Source organism: Chryseobacterium sp. B21-037 (assembly GCF_028570785.1).
Lineage (GTDB): Bacteria > Bacteroidota > Bacteroidia > Flavobacteriales > Weeksellaceae > Chryseobacterium > Chryseobacterium proteolyticum.
The window spans coordinates 3,874,138-3,895,059 of the sequence record NZ_JALGCB010000001.1 but is presented as its reverse complement, the minus strand read 5'-3'; the positions used below and the strand labels follow the sequence as shown (position 1 = coordinate 3,895,059).

Annotated in this window: 14 protein-coding genes; all 14 read left to right on the top strand. The window is 37.9% G+C overall.

Annotated features, from left to right (window positions below; genetic code table 11):
• Positions 1–82: 82 nt before the first annotated feature.
• The 14 genes from MTQ00_RS17415 to nadC all read left to right on the top strand — a co-directional run bounded on the left by MTQ00_RS17415 (position 83) and on the right by nadC (position 20,748).
• The gene (locus tag MTQ00_RS17415; protein WP_172282282.1) at positions 83–1,582 is read left to right on the top strand and encodes a GH3 auxin-responsive promoter family protein; all 1,500 of its coding nucleotides are present in this window, start codon (positions 83–85) and stop codon (positions 1,580–1,582) included.
• Positions 1,583–1,651: 69 nt separating this feature from the next.
• The gene (locus tag MTQ00_RS17410; RefSeq protein WP_172282280.1) at positions 1,652–2,014 is read left to right on the top strand and encodes a hypothetical protein; all 363 of its coding nucleotides are present in this window, start codon (positions 1,652–1,654) and stop codon (positions 2,012–2,014) included.
• A gap of 92 nt (positions 2,015–2,106) precedes the next feature.
• Positions 2,107–3,342, top strand: a complete 1,236-nt coding sequence (locus MTQ00_RS17405) for an MFS transporter (protein WP_273650456.1) — start codon at positions 2,107–2,109, stop codon at positions 3,340–3,342.
• A gap of 89 nt (positions 3,343–3,431) precedes the next feature.
• On the top strand, positions 3,432–4,049 hold the full coding sequence (locus tag MTQ00_RS17400) for a hypothetical protein (protein WP_273650455.1): 618 nt from the start codon (positions 3,432–3,434) through the stop codon (positions 4,047–4,049).
• 25 nt (positions 4,050–4,074) lie between these two features.
• A complete protein-coding gene (locus MTQ00_RS17395; protein WP_172282275.1) occupies positions 4,075–6,150 on the top strand; it encodes a gliding motility-associated C-terminal domain-containing protein in 2,076 nt (691 codons plus the stop codon).
• 113 nt (positions 6,151–6,263) lie between these two features.
• Positions 6,264–8,324 carry a gliding motility-associated C-terminal domain-containing protein gene (locus tag MTQ00_RS17390; RefSeq protein WP_273650454.1) on the top strand — a complete coding sequence of 687 codons (2,061 nt, stop codon included), beginning with the start codon at positions 6,264–6,266 and terminating at the stop codon, positions 8,322–8,324.
• 156 nt (positions 8,325–8,480) lie between these two features.
• On the top strand, positions 8,481–10,067 hold the full coding sequence (dnaB, locus tag MTQ00_RS17385) for a replicative DNA helicase (protein ID WP_273650453.1): 1,587 nt from the start codon (positions 8,481–8,483) through the stop codon (positions 10,065–10,067).
• 38 nt (positions 10,068–10,105) lie between these two features.
• A complete protein-coding gene (gene rnhA, locus MTQ00_RS17380; RefSeq protein ID WP_273650452.1) occupies positions 10,106–10,582 on the top strand; it encodes a ribonuclease HI in 477 nt (158 codons plus the stop codon).
• Between the two features lie 187 nt (positions 10,583–10,769).
• Entirely contained in the window at positions 10,770–13,031 is a 2,262-nt protein-coding gene (locus tag MTQ00_RS17375) for a T9SS type B sorting domain-containing protein (RefSeq protein WP_273650451.1), read from the top strand.
• 118 nt (positions 13,032–13,149) lie between these two features.
• Positions 13,150–15,411, top strand: a complete 2,262-nt coding sequence (locus MTQ00_RS17370) for a T9SS type B sorting domain-containing protein (RefSeq protein ID WP_273650450.1) — start codon at positions 13,150–13,152, stop codon at positions 15,409–15,411.
• 115 nt (positions 15,412–15,526) lie between these two features.
• A complete protein-coding gene (locus MTQ00_RS17365; RefSeq protein WP_273650449.1) occupies positions 15,527–17,521 on the top strand; it encodes a T9SS type B sorting domain-containing protein in 1,995 nt (664 codons plus the stop codon).
• 123 nt (positions 17,522–17,644) lie between these two features.
• Positions 17,645–18,271 carry an NAD(P)H-dependent oxidoreductase gene (locus tag MTQ00_RS17360; protein WP_273650448.1) on the top strand — a complete coding sequence of 209 codons (627 nt, stop codon included), beginning with the start codon at positions 17,645–17,647 and terminating at the stop codon, positions 18,269–18,271.
• A gap of 29 nt (positions 18,272–18,300) precedes the next feature.
• Positions 18,301–19,872, top strand: coding sequence for an L-aspartate oxidase (gene nadB, locus MTQ00_RS17355; RefSeq protein ID WP_273650447.1), 1,572 nt, complete (start codon positions 18,301–18,303; stop codon positions 19,870–19,872).
• Between the two features lie 15 nt (positions 19,873–19,887).
• Positions 19,888–20,748, top strand: coding sequence for a carboxylating nicotinate-nucleotide diphosphorylase (gene nadC / locus MTQ00_RS17350; protein ID WP_273650446.1), 861 nt, complete (start codon positions 19,888–19,890; stop codon positions 20,746–20,748).
• Positions 20,749–20,922 lie beyond the last annotated feature (174 nt).

The following is a 20,922-nucleotide window of genomic DNA, read 5'->3' as shown; positions in this document are numbered from 1 at the left end:
CGATGGGGCTATCATCGGTTTTTTTTATTTCATATTCCATAAAAGTATTCTCAGATTATTTAGTTATTTATAAATTTGAACCATGTTAAGCTTCCTAAAGAAAAATATAGCACTGGCCTGGGCAAAAAAACATGTCCAAAAAGCCGAAGAATTCAAAAAGAATGCAGAAAAGGATCAGGAAAAATTGCTTTTATCACTGATTGATACTGCAAAAAAGACTCTTTTTGGAAGAGAACATCAATTCGAAAATATTCAGTCTGTACAAGACTTCCAGAAAAAAGTACCTGTATCCGATTATGAAGATTTAAAGCCTTACATCGAACGGGTAAAAAAAGGACAAGCAAATATCCTTTGGCCTGAAACGCCCCAATATTTTGCCAAAACCTCGGGAACAACTTCTGGATCTAAATACATTCCCATTTCAAAAGAAGGGATGCCCTTTCAGGTAGCAGCAGCTCAAAGTGCATTATTCCATTATATTTCCCAGAAAAAAAACGCTGATTTCGTCAATGGAAAAATGATTTTCCTGCAGGGAAGCCCTGTTCTTGAAGAAGTGTACGGAATAAAGACAGGACGTCTCTCAGGCATTGTAGCCCACCACATTCCTAACTATCTGCAAAAAAATCGTCTCCCAAGCTGGGAAACGAATATCATTGAAGATTGGGAAACCAAGGTTGATAAAATTGTAGAAGAAACAGAGAAAGAAAATATGACCCTGATATCGGGAATTCCGCCATGGCTCATCATGTATTTTGAAAAGCTTACTGAAAAGCATGGTAAAAAGATCAAACAACTTTTTCCAAATCTTCAGCTTATTGTTACCGGAGGAGTAAACTATGAGCCGTATCGTGATAAAATGGAGGATCTTCTGGGCGGACCGGTTGATATCATCCAAACCTTTCCTGCTTCAGAAGGCTTTTTTGCGTTTCAGGATAGCTATACCAAAGAAGGACTACTCCTTCTTACCCATCATGGTATTTTTTATGAATTCATTCCGTTAGAGGAATACGGGAAACCGGATGCCCGAAGATTAACACTAAAGGATATTGAACTAAATAAGGATTATGCTTTGATATTAACAACCAATTCCGGACTTTGGGCTTACTCTATCGGGGATGTTGTGCGATTTATCAGCAAAAATCCTCACCGGATCTTAGTAAGTGGGCGAACAAAACATTTTACATCCGCTTTTGGAGAACATGTCATAGCTTACGAAGTAGAGGAAGCCATCAAAGCCACTTTAGAAAAGTTTCCCGCTCAGATTACAGAGTTCCATCTGGCTCCGCAGGTAACTCCCATTGACGGACTCCCATATCATGAATGGTTGATCGAATTCGAAAAAGAACCTGTAAACCTTCAACTTTTCAAGGATGAACTGGATAATCAGCTACGCAAACGTAACACCTACTATGATGATCTTATTTCAGGAAACATCTTGCAAAAGCTGCACATTACGCTTCTGAAAAAAAATGCATTTCAGGAATATGCAAAATCTCAGGGCAAACTGGGAGGACAAAATAAAATACCAAGATTGGCAAATGACAGAAAAATTGCTGATTTATTGGAAATTTACAAATTATAATTACATTTTTTCAATTCCAAAAACAAATATTCAAAAAAAATTATAAATTTGAAAAACTAAATAAAAATAATGAAAGCATCTGTACTTTTAAAATCATCTTTACTTACCTCTTTATTTTTAATCTCTTCATGTGCTACTACAAAGTACAGTGAAGATATTTCAAAAAATAATTATTCTAATCTGGAAGCGGGAAGAATATACATTGTCACTATGAAAGACGGTTCTAAAAAACAAAAAATGTTATTCCGTAATATCCAGGGTGATAATATCGTAGGAACAGCAGGTAAAAAAGACAGTACAGAAGTAATTATTCCAAAATCCAATGTTGCTGCCGTAAAAGACAGATCAAGAGCAAGGGTAACAGGAGGAGCAGTGCTTATCGGTGCAGCCGCGGCTGCGGCCATCGTAGTGAGTGCTTCAAGGGCAGACTAAATAGATTTTATCTTTCAAAATACATTTGATTTATCATTTGAAAAATCAACTTCTCAGTAGCTCTAAATAAATATTTAGAGCTACTTTTGCGTATGATTTCCTTTACTCCCTTAAAAACCTTAGAAAATATTGAATTCAGAAATCTACTTACCGGAAGATTTTTCATTGTTTTAGCCTTCAGAATGCTTGCCACTTTATTGGGGTGGTGGGTGTACCAGTTAACAAAAGATCCTTTCTCAATAGGATTAATTGGTCTTTCGGAAGTAATTCCGGCTGTCAGTTGCGCACTATATGCAGGACACGTAATTGATATGAATGAAAAAAAGCGACTCTTGCTCATTTGCAACTATGCTTATATTTTTCTCATCGGGCTCCTGCTTATTCCAGCTTTTTTCAATGTTGAAATGCATTTTAGCGGGCATCAGATCACCTATTTTATTTATAGTGTGATTTTTTTTACGGGAATTGCAAGAGCGTTTATTGGTCCCATCGTTCCCTCGATGATTCCTAAGATTGTAAAAAAGGAGAATCTTCCTCATGCTGTCACCCTTAATCAAGCTACATTTCTAATATCTTCTGTTTGTGGTCACGCCATAGGAGGTTTCCTTATTGGTTTTTTTGGCGTAAAATGGACTCTTGTGGTTATCATCCTGCTCATTTTTATCGCCTCGTTATTTTTCTGGCAATTGAAAAAACAATTTTCTGAATATAAAAAAGGGAATATTAATGTTGTGGAAAGTATGAGGGAAGGTATTTCGTATATTTTCAAAACTAAAGAAATCTTAGGAGCATTATGTCTGGATATGTTCGCCGTACTGTTTGGAGGTGCCGTAGCCATGATCCCGGTTTATGCTACCGACATATTAAAGGTGGGAGCTGAAGGTTTCGGGCTTCTTAATGCAGCCTCAGATATTGGCTCCATGTGCATCATCACCATTCTCTCCATTGTTCCACTGAGAAAAAATCAGGGAAAAATATTACTTGGTGTGGTTACCGGATTCGGGCTTTGTATTATAGGATTCGGACTCTCTCATATATACTGGTTATCATTTATGTTTTTAGTGATGAGTGGAATGCTGGATGGTATTTCCGTTGTAATTCGTGGAACCATTGTACAATTGAAAACACCTGATCATATAAGGGGACGTGTACTCAGTGTTAATTCAATTTTTATCATGTCCAGCAATGAAATGGGACAATTTGAAAGTGGGTTATCTGCAAAACTACTGGGCGTGGTCCGTTCGGTAGTATTCGGAGGAAGTATGACGGTTCTTATTGCCTTACTTGTCGGAAGTACGAATCCTAAGCTACGAAAAATGCAATATTAAACACATATTCCACGTTATATTAAATAAAACTTAAAAACATTAATTAAAATTTAATAATTTTTTATATTTGTCGTATAAAATCCCCCCTTATGAAAAAATTTCTACTAATTTCAGGCTTCTTCTTGGCTGGCTTTTGGGTAAACGCCCAAACCTACTCAGAAAAAGACTTCCAACAATCTATATCACAAGTAAATACAGCTAAAACAAAAGCCGACTACGACAACCTTTTCCAAAAATTTTCCAAATTCACAGGATACAAAAAGAATGACAGATGGCAAGCTTATTATTATGCCGCAGTTTCTATGTATCTTAAAACAGAGATTCAGCTAAATCAAACCATGCATGAAGATCTTCCGGGCGCTAACGCTCTCGCCAGAAAATTTGCAAAAGGGGCATTTAATGCTCAGCAGGACAATGCCGAAGCTAATATTCTGTTAGGATTGCTATATTTCCAGAAAATGCAGGTGAGTCCATCAGGTGACACACAAAAGGATATGGAAATTGTTTCTCAGGCAGTCGCAAAAGCTGAGGCTACCTCTCCAAACAATCCAAGGCTTGCCATTCTAAAGGCAAGAATAAAAGAAAAATCAGGAAATCAAGCTGACGCTGATGTACTACTGCAAAAAGCAAAAAACGGATTTGACAGTAAAACTTCTATGGGCAGTGCTGCACCAACATGGGGCAGACAGTTAATTTCAAATAAATAAGAATTAAAATTTTAAACTGATCAAAATGAAAAAAGTTCTACTTATTTTTCTGATAATTATATCTCAGATAAGTTTTGCCCAATCCAGCTCTGACTGTGGTGGAAATGTGCAGGTTTGCGGAAACACACCTATTTCTTTCACCCCTACAGGACCTGGAGACATCCACGAAGTACTGGGAGACTGTCTAAGCATGGAACATTATTCCATCTGGTATACTTTTACGGTTGCCACATCAGGAACATTGACATTTAATATCGATCCAAACGTTTTCGCTGACGATTACGACTGGGCTGTGTATGGCCCGAATGTTACTTGTGCAAATCTTGGGTTTCCCATAAGATGTAACTATTCCGGCGCCGATGGCCCTACCGGTTTAAATATGACCGCAACCGGAACATCAGAAAATGGAGGAGGCCCGCCATTCTGTTCTTACATGAATGTTGTAGCTGGCCAGACCTATTATATGGTTGTTGATAATTTCTTATCCACTGCAAATGGTTTCGTATTAACATGGGGAGGAACTGCAACTTTGGTTTCCCCTTTCAACAATGCTTTCCAACCTTATCCTTTTATGGAGCCAGGAAGCGCAGGGCCAACACCTAATGATCCGAGAGAGGTTATTATCTGTTCAAATCCGGCAGTTTTTAATTTTAATTCATTATCTGCAGGAATTATAAACAATAACCCAAACTTCATAGTAACTTATTATACTAACGCAAACGATGCAATTACAGGTAATAATCCGATAACAACGCCTATAACCGTCAACACTACTGATATTTATTATTACGCCATTAGTTATTCCGATCCAAATGCCCCTTCAGGTGCTATCAACAGGTGTAGGATTCCGGGTAAATTCAAATTTATACAAAGAGCTATCACAGCGACTGATGTCACATTAACAGAATGTAATAACAACAATACGGGTACTGCTATATTCGACCTGACTACTGCTGCTGTAATTGCCGACCCAACCGTGACAAAAAAATACTATCCTACCCTTACAGATCTTAATGCAGGAACCAATGAGATCACGAATCCATATCAGTATAATTCTGCAGGAGGTAATGTTTTCGTTCTGGTAACTTCACAATTCGGATGTACCACTACTGCAAAAATCACCTTAGCATTCCATCCTGTAGTCGTGGTAAATGAGGCTACCCTTAGATCTTGTTTCATTGAATCGAATCCTTCAACGGCTTCTTTCAATCTTACAGCTGCTTCAGTAACAACACAGCCGGGTATTACTAAAAAGTATTACCCATCCATGACAGACGCTGTTAACGGAACCAACGAAATCACTACGCCATCTCCGTACATTGCACCGAATGGTGTGGTTTATATCAAAGTGACCAATGCAAATAATTGTTATACTGTTGCAAAAGTAAATCTGATCGTATTACCTCCAGTAAAATCTACAGTCCTTGCAGATAAAATAATCTGTATGGAAGATACAACTACACTAGATGCAGGACCTGGATTTGACGGGTATTTATGGAGCACAGGTGCTACGACACAAACCATCAGTAATGTAACTGTTGGTACTTATTCAGTACAATTGAAAACCGGGGAATGTACTACCAACCAAACTGTAACAGTTTATGCATCTGAGCAACCTGTTATATCCAATGTTGATATAGCAACAAATACGATTACTGTAAATGTAATCGGAGGTACTCCGCCATATAAATATTCATTGGATAACATCAACTGGCAAGATTCTAATGTATTCAATAATATACCAAGAGGAGATAATCATATTTATGTTAAAGATTCTTATGATTGTGAACCGATTGACATCAATGTGGTTGTTCCTAATTTAGTCAATGTGATCACTCCTAATAATGATGGTGTGAATGATGTGATTGATTATTCTGCACTGGCAGGAAAGCAAAACCTGATATTAAGTATTTATGACAGATACGGTGCAAAAATATTCCAGGCTGACAAAACGAATGGTTACAAATGGGATGGTACTACCAACGGAAGCAAAAAAGTTTCAACAGGAACTTACTGGTATTCTGTGACATGGAACGAAAATGATAAGAAAAATACACCTATCAAATTCTCCAGTTGGATTATGGTAAAAAACAGAGAATAGTCATATTTTTTGATAAAAACCGCTTAAAAAAGCGGTTTTTATTAATTCGAGCGAACTATAATCCAATTATCTTGTTATTTTCGCTATTTTTGTTACATTAAATTCATTTTAAAATGAGAAAATTCTTACTTCTTTTTATTTTATTTACTTATCAAATATATTTTTCACAGTCGGACTGTATCACTGCAATTCCCGTATGTGGAAATTCTGATATTTCCTACACCCCTAGTGGTCATGGTAATATTCAGGAAGACTTAATGGGATGTTTGGCCACTGACGAGCATTATAGTGTTTGGTATTCTTTTACCATAGCCACTTCAGGAACTTTAACATTCCTTATTACTCCTAATCAGTATTCTGATGACTATGACTTTGGTGTTTATGGTCCTAATCAAACATGTGGCGCTTTAAGCCCACCAATCAGATGTAATTATTCTCCTGCAGACGGACCAACTGGTTTAAGTCTCACACTTACCGGCACAAACACTGATGAGGCTATGAGTGCATATATGGACGTAGTTGCCGGAGAAACTTATTATTTGATTGTTGATAATTACTCACACACAGCACATGGTTTTTCCATGACATGGGGTGGAACAGCTACTTTAACTTCAGCATTTAATGATCCGGCAGTAACACCGAATCCATTTATTACACCTGGGGTACCTGGTCCTACTCCGGATTCTCCAAATGAAATCCTGAAGTGTGCTTTGCCAACTTCATTTGACTTCAACTCATTAACAACAGGGATTCTAAATGGAAATGCAAATTTTACCGTTACTTATCATGATAATGTAAATGATGCGATAACGGGATCAAACCCATTACCAAGCCCTACGATGGTAGATGCTACAACGATCTACTACTACCGATTAAAATATACAGATCCGAATAACCCTAACAATCCGATTAACGGCTGTTTCCAGACAGGGAAATTTAAATTCAGGCAGGGAAATATTGTAGCAAGTGACGATACCATTTATGCTTGTAATAATAATGGTGCGGGGACAGGAACATTCAACCTGACGTTGGCCAATACATATTCTGGCACCGCGACAAAAAAATATTATCCTACATTGAACGATTTAAATGCAGGAACCAACCAGATTATGAATCCTGCCGCTTACGTTTCAGGAGAAAAAACAGTATATGTAAAAGTAACAACGCCTGAAAACTGTTCAGACGACTCGGCAATCACCTTGAAATTCTTTCCGGTAGTAGTGGTTAATGATGCAGAAATTGAATCCTGCTATATTGACACCAATATTACAACAGCAAAATTTGACTTAACAACAGCTAACGTATCAAGCCAGACACCCATCACGAAGAAATTTTATGCAACCATGGCCGATGCAGTAAGCGGAACCAATCCAATTGCTAATCCTACGGCTTATGTTTCTGCCAATGGAAATGTTTATGTAAGGGTATTCAGCGCAAATATGTGTTATGCTATTGCTAAAATCACCCTTAAAGTTCTTCCTCCGGTAAAATCGGCGGTTTTAAAAGACGTTACTATTTGCCCTGAAGATACTACAACATTGGATGCGGGGCCTGGTTTTGACGGATATGAGTGGAGCACAGGAGCAACAACACAATCTATCCAAAACGTTGCGATAGGAAGTTATTGGGTAAAACTTAAAACAGGAATTTGCTATACAGTACAGCAAGTAAGTGTAAAGGCTTCCCAACAACCAGTGATCAGCAGTGTAGACATTACAAACAATACAATTACTGTAAATGTTTCAGGAGGAACACCACCATACAAATATTCACTGGATGGTACCAACTGGCAGGATTCTAACGTATTTACCGGACTTCCTAGAGGGGAAAACAAAATATATGTAGTGGATTCTTTTGATTGTACTCCGATTGATATTCAAGTGACAGTTCCTAATTTAATTAATGCCATCACACCTAACGGAGATAATGTAAATGATTACGTAGATTACTCTGAGCTTGGATACAAGAAAAATTTAGTATTCATCGTTTATGACCGATATGGAAATAAATTGTACGAAGCTGACAAACTGAGAGGCTACAAATGGGATGGAACTACCGGCGGTAAAAAAGTGATTACCGGAACATATTGGTACACCATTTCTTGGAATGAAAATGATAAAAACAATACTCAAACGAATTATAGCGGATGGATATTGGTAAAAAATAGAGAATAATTGAAATTATAAATAGAATTTAAAAAATCACCTCAAAATTGAGGTGATTTTTTTATTAACATTGCTTATCTTTTATTGGTGGTATTTTAATAACCCTTAAGAATAATTTGTTGATTACTATTTTTTAATTTTTTTTAAATAAACTATCTTTGCACAATGGCGCAGAAAGAAACATTATCATCTCTTACGCATGGAAATTTTGCGAAAGAATTGTCAATTGCAGATGGAAAAATGCCTCCTAATGCAGTGGATTTTGAAAGATTGATTATAGGAACTTTTTTAATTGATAAAAAAGGTCTTGACCATTCCATCGACCTTCTTACCCCGGAGGTATTTTATGATCCCAGACATCAGGTGATATTTGCTACCATTTTGAAATTATATGAAGCCAACCATCCGGTTGACTTAATGACTATTATACAAGACTTAAAAAAGGAAGACAAATTAAATTCAGCAGGAGGGGATCATTATATTATTGATCTCACCATGGGAGTAAGCTCCTCAGCTCACATAGAATATCACGTTCGTGTTATCCTAGAAAAATATATTTTGAGAAGTCTGATTAATGTTTCAGCAAACGTTATAGACTCTTCATATAAAGAATCCACGGATGTTTTTGAGCTGCTGGATAAAGCAGAACAATCTTTTTTTGAAATCACCAACGGGACCATCAAAAAAGGCTTTGATACTGCAAATTCTTTAGTAAAGCAGGCTATCGATACAATTAAATCCCTGAAAGACAAAGAAGGACTTTCCGGAGTACCCTCAGGATTTAGGGATGTGGATAAAGAAACCGGAGGCTGGCAAAATTCCGACCTTATTATTATCGCGGCTCGTCCTGCGATGGGAAAAACAGCATTCCTTCTCTCCATGGCTCGAAATATTGCGGTAGGATATAAAATCCCAATGGTGCTGTTCTCTCTCGAGATGGCATCTGTTCAGCTTATTACAAGGATGATTGCTTCTGAAACCAGAATTTCTTCTGAAAAATTAAGAAAGGGAACCTTAGATGATGAAGAATGGCAAAGATTGTTTTCCAATGTATCCGAACTGGAAAACGCTCCGCTTTTCATTGACGAAACTCCATCACTTTCTATATTCGATTTCCGGGCAAAATGCCGGAGACTTGTAATGCAGCATGGTGTAAAGCTTATCATGGTCGACTACCTTCAGCTTATGACCGCAGGAGGAGGTGGAAAAGGGACAGGAAACCGTGAACAGGAAATCTCTATGATCTCGCGTTCATTAAAAGCAATTGCAAAAGAACTCAATGTTCCTGTTATTGCACTTTCCCAGCTTTCAAGAAGTGTGGAAACACGTCCGGGGAAAAGACCTCAGCTCTCAGATCTTAGAGAATCGGGAGCGATTGAGCAAGATGCTGATATCGTATCTTTCATCTTCAGACCTGAATATTATAAGATCACGGTTTGGGATAATGATGAAGAAGGCCAGGAAACTTCGACTGAAAATCAGGCTGAGCTTATTATTGCAAAACACAGGAACGGTGCTACTGCCGATGTACGATTATCTTTCCTTAAACATTTTGCAAAATTCGGAGATATCGAAGCAGCAACGGGTGGAAACCCAGGTTATCCCTCAGGTTTTAATTCGAATGAACCTAGTGGTTTTGATAAGATAAAAACAACCATTCAGCCGGGGGCAGCATTTGATCTTCCGGACAACTCCCAGTTGTCAGGATCTTCGATGAATGATTTTGATGATGATGACGACTTCCCTTTTTAATGATGTTGAACTGATAAGAAAAGACAATTTCTGAAATTTTGAGAATTGAGATTTATACAGACGGAGCATGCAGTGGAAATCCCGGAAAAGGAGGTTATGGAATTCTCATGCGTGTTCCGGAAAAGAATTATCAAAAAACATTTTCTAAAGGATTCCGTAAAACAACGAATAACAGGATGGAGCTTCTGGCAGTAATTACGGCTCTGGAAAAGCTAAAGTCAACAGAAAACGATATCCATATTTTTACAGACAGCAAATATGTAGCAGACGCGATCAACCAAAACTGGATTTCCGGCTGGATAAAAAGAGGGTGGAAAAATGTGAAGAATCCCGATCTCTGGAAAAGGTTTGTTATTCTTTACAATCAATATACTCCTAAAATGCATTGGATCAAAGGGCATGCCGGTCATTTTGAAAATGAGCTGTGTGATAAGCTGGCGGTTGCAGCTGCAGCTTCTTCTGATTTAGAAATAGACACCTATTTTGAGAATATTGAAAACAATTCTCTATTTTAACGAATAAGAATCAAAAAGCACCCCATTATCAAATTCAATTATTCTGTTAAATAATTTAGTTATTTTACTATCCAAATTAACTTTTATTAAAAAATCATTAATATTTTCTGCAAAATTAACACTGAACACATATTTATTACTTAGGATTTAATATATTTACATGTCCAATTTTTAAACATCCTAATTAATGAATAAAAATTTACTATTTTATTTCACTATACTTTTATCCTGTTTATCCGGAAATCTTTTTTCCCAAACCTATCAGCTCACCGGAAATCCTGTGAATACGACAGGGTGGACAGTTGTTCCTTCTGCCGTAGTTAACACAGATTTTGTTATGCTGACTGATGATCTCACCAACAAATCAGGAGCAATCAAACTTAACGATCCTATCAACCTGAAGTACTGTGATAAATGGAGAATCGAGTTTGATTTCAGACTTGACGGTAACGGAACGTCGTCGGGAAGAGGAGACGGTTTTGCATTTTGGTATCTACAGAATCCTCCAGTAACCAGCCAGTTAGGCTCAGGTCTGGGAATTCCGCAAAATGCAATCGGCCTTATGATCGGCTTTGACCTCTACAATAATACTACAGGGGGACAGATGAATAAAGTTCATCTTGCCTATGGTGTGGTTCAAAATACTACTGACACAAATAATATCGAGTATTTCAATACTGTCGGAAGCTCCTTTCACTCACCTGATCTTACGTCTACCATTCCTTTGGTGGGAGCTACTTACAAACATGTGGAAGTAACCGGACAGGTGGATCCTGCTACTCCGGCCAATTGGATTATCAACCTGAAAATTGACGGAACATCAGTCATTAATCAATCATTTGCACCTGCAGGTGCTGCAGCTTCAATGGGAGTGGGATACTTTGGATTCTCAGCCTCTACGGGAGCGGCTTCAGTGAGGAGTTCCATAAAAAATGTAAAAATCTATACAGACAAAGTATCTATTTTACAGAACTCAGTTACCCAATCCTTATGCCCGAATCCTTCAACAGGAAATGGCACGGTCAATCTTACAACCTTTAATTCACAGTTTGTGAATACCCCGGCCAATTACACATTTACATACTATGTAATAGGGAGTTCAACGCCTATTGCTAACCCCACCAACTATCAATTCAATACCAATACAACAATCTCTGTTGTTATTAAAGACAATGCAGGTGTCCTTTGTGATAATCCCGACGGAAAGATTCAGTTGGTTCTGGCGCCTTTTACAGCAAATAATGTAACTATTTCCGCTTGTAACAACAATAAAGCCGGGACAGCAACATTTAACCTAAGTACTGCAGCTGTAACGGGAGTACCGGGAGCCGTTAAGAAATATTACAAAACACTGTCTGATCTCAACGCAGGAACCAATGAAATCACTAACTTTTCAAACTACATATCTGCTCCGGGAGTCGTATATGTAAAAGTGACAACACCACAAGGTTGTACAGGAACAGCTCAGATAACGCTGGCATTTCTTCCTGAAGTAGTCGCTAATGATGATACTATTCGCTCCTGTTTCATTGACACCAATACAACATCCGCTTTATTTAACCTGACCACTGCCAATGTAACACCACTGGCCGGAGCAATAAAAAAATACTACACAACTTTAGCAGACGCAATGGGCGGAACGAATGAAATTGTAAATCCGCAAGCATATGTATCTACAAATGCTGTAGTCTATGTAAAAGTAATTGATGGAAATAATTGTTACACCATTGTGAAAATTACCCTTGTTGTTTTACCTCCTGTTCCATCAACTGTTCTTAAAGATCAGACAATATGTATAGACGAAACTGCAACATTAGATGCAGGCCCAGGTTTTGACGGTTATCTATGGAGCACCGGTGCAACCACTCAATCCATACAAAATGTTCCGGTGGGAATCTATTCGGTTCTGCTTAAAACAGGAAGTTGCTTCACCAGTCAGATTGTAAAAGTACAAGCTGCACCTCAACCGGTGATTTCAAGCATTGATATTACCAATAACACGATTACAATTAATGTAAATGGAGGTACCCCCCCATATCAGTTCTCATTAAACGGTACAACATGGCAAAGCTCTAATGTATTCTCCGGTTTATCCAGAGGAGAGCATAAAATATTTGTTAAAGATTCATATAACTGTGATCCTATTGATGTACAAATCACTGTACCGAACCTGATTAATGCAATTACTCCAAATGGGGATAATGTAAACGATTATATTGACTATTCTGCTTTAGCCTATAAAAAGAATCTGATATTCATCGTTTACGACAGATATGGAAATAAGCTTTACGAAGCTGACAAATTAAGAAACTACAAGTGGGATGGTACCGCAAGTGGTAAAAAAGTACCTACTGCAACATATTGGTACACCATCTCCTGGAACGAAAATGACAAAAACAATACTCAAACAAACTATAACGGCTGGGTATTGGTTAAAAATAGGGACTAACAAAAAAAGACCACTCCAGCATTGGCAGTGGTCTTTTCAATACAAATCACTATTTTAAAGAAAGCATCCGAAATTAAATAAATGAATAAATAACAACTCCTTATTTCACCCACTCCAAATGAAAAAACTTTTACTCTTCTGCCTTTTTGTTCTTTTAACCAATCTACCCGGAAATCTTCTATCCCAGACTTATCAACTTTCAGGAAATCCCGTCAATACTACGGGATGGGATCTTGTTTCAAGTGCAAACGTAAATACTGATTTCATACAACTTACTGCTGATCAGGGAAACTTATATGGAGCTATAAAATTAGCCAGTCCTATTAATTTAAGATATTGTGATAAATGGAAAGTAGAATTTGACTTCAGAATTGATGGAAACGGAACCGCACAGTTTGGAAGAGGAGATGGATTTACCTTCTGGTATTTAGCTAATCCTCCTACAGGATTCGTTTCAGGAGGCGGCCTTGGAATTCCGGCTAATGCATCGGGCTTAATGGTAGGATTTGATATTTTCAACAATACTACAGAAGGACAAATGAGTAAAGTTCATATTTTATATGGAACCAACAACTCCCTTAACAATAACATTGAATATAACAACACTCCGGGAAGCACTTTTCATTCCCCGGATCTTAATCCTACACAGCCATTTGTTGGCTCAACCTATAAACATGTAGAGGTAAATGGTGAAACAGACCTTGCCAATCCCACCAGCTGGATTATAAAGGTAAGAATTGACGGAGTCTTAATTGTGGATCAGTCATTTGCCCCCTCAGGAGGAGCAATTGGTATGACTCAAGGATATTTTGGATTTTCAGCAGCCACAGGGGGAGCCAGTGCAAGACATTCAATAAAAAATGCTAAAATATTTGTGGATAAGGTTCCCATTTTACAAAGCACCGTTACACCGTTTGTTTGTGTTAATCCTGCGACAGGAAACGGGACAGTGGATTTAACCTCATATAATTCGCAATTTGTAAATATTCCGGCTAATTATATTTTCACTTATTATGTTTTAGGAAACTCTACTCCAATTGCCAATCCTACAAATTTCCAATATTCCGGACCCACAACAATTACGGTAGTAGTAAGAGACCCTTCTTCCACTTTATGTGATAATGGCGATGGGGTTATTCAGCTAAATCCTACTCCTTTTGCTGCGGATGACGTAACATTAACAGGCTGCAACAATAATAATGCAGGAACCGCAATATTTGACCTGACAACAGCTGCCGTTACTACTGTTCCAGGCGTTACTAAACAATATTACCCGTCTTTGACAGACCTAAATGCGGGAACTAACGAAATAGTAAACCCTACAGCCTATGCATCACCTGCCGGTTCAGTATATGTAAGAGTTACAACTCCACAAGGCTGTGTAGATGTGGCAAAAATTACACTCACCATCAACCCTGTTGTGGTTGTCAATGATGCTACATTAAGATCCTGTTTTATAGAAACAAGTCCGGCAACAGCTTCATTTAATCTTACAGCTGCTTCAGTAACGACACAAGCTGGCGTCAGCAAAAAGTACTACCCATCATTAACCGATGCTTTAAACGGAACAAATGAAATTACCACACCTGCAGCTTATATCGCCCCTAACGGTGTCGCTTATATTAGAGTTACCAATAATGCAAACGGATGTTATTCCGTTGCTAAGGTTACATTAGTTGTACTAGCACCTGTACTGTCTGCAGTTTTAAAAGATAAAACAATATGTATTGAGGACAAAACAACTCTTGATGCCGGCCCAGGTTTCGCTTCTTACCTGTGGAGCACGGGAGCGACTACCCAGGCTATCACAAATGTAGGTGTTGGTGTCTATTGGGTACAGCTCAAAACCGGTGAATGCACCACTACTCAGAGTGTGACTGTCCACCCTTCCGAACAACCTGTTATTACTAATGTAGACATATCTGGCACCACAATGACGGTCAATGTTATTGGCGGAACACCAGCATACCAATACTCATTAGACAATATCAACTGGCAGGATTCTAATGTATTCACTAATCTTCCGAGGGGAGAAAGCCACATATATGTAAAAGACGCTTACGACTGTGAGCCTATAGATATTAGCGTAACTGTTCCGAACATAATCAATGTGATTACGCCAAACGGAGATGGAGTAAATGACGTTATAGATTATTCTGCATTAGCTCACAAACAAAACCTTGTCTTTAATATTTATGACCGGTATGGAGCTAAGATTCACCAGGGTGACAAATCCAATAAATATAAATGGGACGGAACAATAGCAGGCAGAAAAGTCTCTACGGGCAGCTACTGGTATTCAGTTTCATGGAATGAAAACGATAAAAAGAATACAGCGATTAAATATTCCGGCTGGATTCTGGTAAAAAACAGAGATTAATAAAAATAACCAACCATATAAAAAAATAAAGAATCACTTCTATTTCCGGAGTGATTCTTTTTACCAAAAAATAGAAGATTTATAAAACCATAAAAAACTAATACCCTTTATAACAATGAAAAAAACTATACCCTTTTATACTCTCCTTTTTCTGCTCTGTTTCCCGGTAATGATTTTCTCACAAACCTATCAATTAACAGGAAACCCTGTGAATACTACAGGATGGACAATGGTTGCACCAACGGTTGTAAATACCGATTTTGTGCAGTTAACTCCGGATATCAATGACAGATCAGGTTCCATAAGATTAAACGAACCCATCAATCTGAAATATTGTGACAAATGGAGAGTAGAGTTTGATTTCAGAATGGATTCCAATCAGACTTATACAGGTGACGGAATTGCCTTTTGGTATCTCGCCAACCCTCCTGTTGCAAGTATTCTGGGCTCCGGACTGGGAGTATCCCAAAATGCGATCGGTTTTATTACCGGATTTGACACATATAACAATGCAACCGGAACCTCCGGAATGAGTAAAGTACATGTTGCATATGGCCAGGTTGCAAATACTACAGATACCAACAATGTTGAGTTTTTTAATGTTCCCGGAAGCTCTTTTCACTCTCCTGATCTGAATGCCACACAACCCTTCCAAGGTACAACCTACAAACATGTAGAGGTAAGCGGAGAAGTAGATCCTGCAGCTCCGGCCAACTGGATCGTAAAAATAACCATTGACGGAAACTTAATCGTTAATCAATCTTTCGCACCTTCAGGAGCTGCTGCTGCCATGACAGTAGGTTATTTTGGGTTTTCAGCTTCTACAGGTGGAGCAAGATCGAGACACTCTATAAAAAACGTAAAAGTCTATGTAGACAAAATTCCTCTGCTACAAACAGCTATAACAAAATTCATATGTCCTGACCTTGCCGGAATGGCAAATATAGACTTAACAACATTTAATCCTCAACTTACAGCAACTCCTAGCAATTATACATTTACTTACTATATTACAGGAAGCGGAACCCCGATTCCAAATCCTACAAATTTCCAGTATACCACAGATACCAATATTTCTGTAGTTATAAAAGACCCATCGTCGGTATTATGCGATAACAATGATGCAACAATAGCCTTAAAAGTAGCCCCCATTGTCACTGTAAATGATGCTACCCTAAGGTCCTGTTTTATTGAATCGAGCCCTGCAACAGCATCTTTCAACCTGACGGCCGCTTCGGTTACTACACAATTAGGGGTAACTAAAAAATATTATCCATCGCTAACGGATGCAATGAACGGAACCAATGAAATCACCACACCGGCAAATTATATTGCCCCTAATGGTGTTGTATATATCAGAGTTACGAACTCAAACGGATGCTATGCGATAGCAAAAGTCACCCTGGTGGTGATCGCTCCTGTTCTTTCGACGATTTTAAAAGACAAAATAATCTGTATTGAAGACAAAACTACTCTGGACGCAGGTCCGGGTTTCGCATCCTACCTTTGGAGTACCGGAGCAACAACCCAGAGCATTACTGATGTGGGAGTAGGTGTTTACTGGGTAAAATTAAAAACCGGCGAGTGTACTGCTACTCAGAATGTAACCGTATACCCTTCTGAACAACCGGTCATCAACAATGTTGATATTTCCAGCAATACCATAACCGTAAATGCAATAGGAGGAACACCTCCTTATCAATACTCGTTGGACAATATCAACTGGCAAAATTCCAATGTCTTTTCTAATTTACCACGAGGTGAAGCCAATATATTTGTAAAAGACGCCTATGACTGTGAGCCAATAGATATTACCGTTACCGTTCCAAATCTGGTCAATGTGATCACTCCAAACGGCGACGGAGTGAACGATGTTATCGATTACTCCGCACTGTCCGGTAAACAAAATTTAGTTTTCAGTATTTTCGACCGGTACGGGGCGAAACTCCATCAGGGTGATAAATCCAATAAATACAAATGGGATGGAACGATAGCTGGCAGAAAAGTTTCTACAGGCAGCTACTGGTTTTCCGTAACATGGAATGAAAACGACAAGAAAAATACCGCTATCAAATATTCCGGATGGATATTGGTAAAGAATAGAGAATAATATCCGTATTCACATAAAAAAAGGATTGTTTCATTTTTTGAAGCAATCCTTTTTCATATTATTTATAAACAGATATTTCCTGATAACTCCATTTTATTCATATTCAATTCTTAAATTTGTCTTATGAATTATTTGGAAGCTTTAAGCAGAAGATATTCTGTAAAAAAATTCAACAAAGAGATTATTCCTCAGGAAACCCTTCATAACATTCTTGAGTCGGGGAAATTGTCTGCCAGCTCTTTGGGACTTCAGCCGTACAAGATCTTAGTTGTTGAAAGCGAAGAAATGAAACAAAAGCTTATTCCGGCTTTCTATAATCCATCTCAAATTTCTACATGTTCTCACCTTATTGTAATTGTTTCTAAAAAAACAATTGATGAAAGTTATATAAGAGGTTATTTTAACCACATTTCTGAAGTGAGAAATATTCCACTGGAAACACTTGATCCTTTCAAAAAGAGCATTAACCAGCATATTGTTCAAAAAAAGGACGACGAAATTTTCAATTGGGCTGAAAAACAATCCTATATCGTCTTAGCCAACCTAATGTATGCTGCCGCTATTGAAAATGTAGATACTTGCCCCATGGAGGGGTTTCGCGAAGATCTTATCGAAAACATCCTAAATCTGGATCCGAAAACAGAAAAAGTAACGGTTACACTGGCAATGGGCTACAGATCTGAAGAGGATCATTTTCAGCACATGAAAAAAGTACGGAAACCAAACGAAAAATTGTTTAAATTTATTTAATGATTAGACCATTGTCTTAAAGCAAGCATATGATAAAAGCGGATGTATTAATAATTGGTTCCGGAATCTCGGGACTTTCTTATGCAATTAAAGTTTCTGAACAACTTCCTGATGCCAATATAATAATAGTAACAAAATCTGATGAAGATGAAAGCAATACAAAATATGCTCAGGGCGGCTTAGCTGTCGTTACGGATTTCAAGAAAGACAATTTCGAAAAACACATTGAAGACACCATGCGTGCCGGAGATGGAGAAAGTAAACGCGATGTGGTAGAAATGGTGGTAAAAGAAGCTCCCGCAAGGTTTAATGAAATTGTAGAATGGGGTGCTCAATTCGACATGAAAAATGGAGAATTTGCATTAGGCAGAGAAGGAGGACATACAGAAAACAGAATTGTTCATCATAAGGATATAACGGGATTTGAGATTGAAAGGGCTCTTTTACAGACAGTCAAAAACAGTCCAAACATCGAAATTCTCGATCACCATTACGTTATTGACATTATCACTCAGCACCATGTTCCCGGAAAAGAATTAAATGAAGGAGACATCCACTGTTATGGTGCATATATTTTGGATGAAAAATCCAAAACCATAAAAAAAATAACTTCAAAAATAACACTCGTTGCAACCGGAGGTGCTGGCCATGTTTATAAAAACACAACCAATCCCACTATCGCGACAGGTGACGGAATTGCATTTGTAGCCCGCGCAAAAGGAAATGTTTCCAACATGCAATATTACCAGTTCCACCCTACAGCCCTGTATAGCAAAATTGACGGAATGTTATTTCTGATTTCAGAGGCAGTACGTGGTGATGGTGCAAAACTCAGAACAAAAAGAGGAGAAAAGTTCATGCATAAATATGATGAACGTGAGGAACTTGCCTCCAGAGATATAGTAGCAAGAGCTATAGACAACGAAATGAAAATTTCCGGAGATGAATATGTAGGTCTGGATTGCCGGGAAATGAATCAGGAAAAATTTTTAGACCATTTCCCTAATATTTATAAAAAATGCAAAGAAGAAGCCATTGATCCTTTCACTCAATTAATTCCTGTAGTTCCCGCCTGCCATTATCTGATGGGAGGAATTGAAGTGGACAGAGACGGGCAATCTTCTATCAAAAATTTATTTGCCGTGGGCGAATGCACCAACTCCGGCTTACACGGAGCTAACAGACTTGCTTCCAACTCTTTACTAGAAGGACTTGTGTTTGGGCATAATGCAGCGATGAAGACCGTAGAGCTATTAAAGGATAACAGCTTTAATTTTGATGATCTAAAAGCTGTTCCGGAGTGGAACGAGGAAGGAATGAAAATTATTGATGAAATGGTTATCGTAAGCTACCTCAGAAAACAACTTCAGGAAATGATGAGTGACCTGGTAGGTATCGTACGAAGCAACAGACGTTTAAAAATGGCTCTTCAAAAGCATCATGAAATTGCCGCGGCTGTAGATGAAATCTATCGCTACTCTATTCTTTCCCCTCAATTATCCGAACTAAGAAACTTAACAACCGTTGCTCATCTCATCATTACCCAATCTATGGAAATGACTGAAAATAAGGGGGCATTTTATAATAAAGATTTAGCTTAACCAAGTATAAAGAACATGAAAAAGCCAAACTACGTAACAGATAAAGCACTTAAAACATTTATAAAATCTGCTCTGGAAGAAGATATCCAGGATGGTGATCATTCTACCTTATCAACAATTCCAAAAGATCTTAAACAAAGTGCTCAACTTCTGGTTAAGCAAAATTGTATCCTTGCAGGAGTTGAATTAGCTGAAATTATCTGTACAACTTTCGATAAAAACCTAAAAGTTGAAACCTTTATTAAAGACGGTGAGGCAGCCAAAGTAGGAGATATTGCCTTCATAGTTACAGGACCTGCTCAATCAATTCTTTCAACAGAAAGGCTGATCCTGAACTGCATGCAAAGGATGAGCGGTATAGCAACTCTTACACATGAATGGGATTCAAGATTAGTGGGGACAAAAACCAAATTATTAGATACAAGAAAAACCACTCCTAATTTCAGGATATGTGAAAAATGGGCGGTTGCTATAGGAGGCGGAACCAACCACAGATACGGGCTTTATGACATGATCATGCTGAAAGATAATCATATTGATTATAATGGCAGTATTACCAATGCGGTAAAAATGGCAAAAGATTATATTAAAAAGAACAAGAAAAAACTGAAAATAGAGGTTGAAACAAGGAATCTTGAAGAAGTTGAAGAAGCTATTAAAGCAAAGGTAGACAGAATCATGCTCGATAATATGGATGTCAAAACAATGAGACAGGCAGTTGAAATGATTAACGGTAAATGTGAATCCGAAGCTTCAGGCGGAATTACCCGTGATGAGCTAAAAGATATTGCCTCTACAGGGGTTACTTACATTTCTGCAGGAGCCCTTACACACTCGGCTAAAAACATAGATCTAAGCCTCAAAGCCGTGAAATAGCATTGTATTTTTAATAAAAATAATATTACTTTTTTATGTATTATGCAATGCATTTTTTTAACATAAAAACAAGTAAAAAAGCTAAAATACTATAAATCAACAAATTAATAATTCTTAATATTCGTTAAAAATTAACATTGGGTTAATATTGGTTAAAATTTAAATACCGACTTT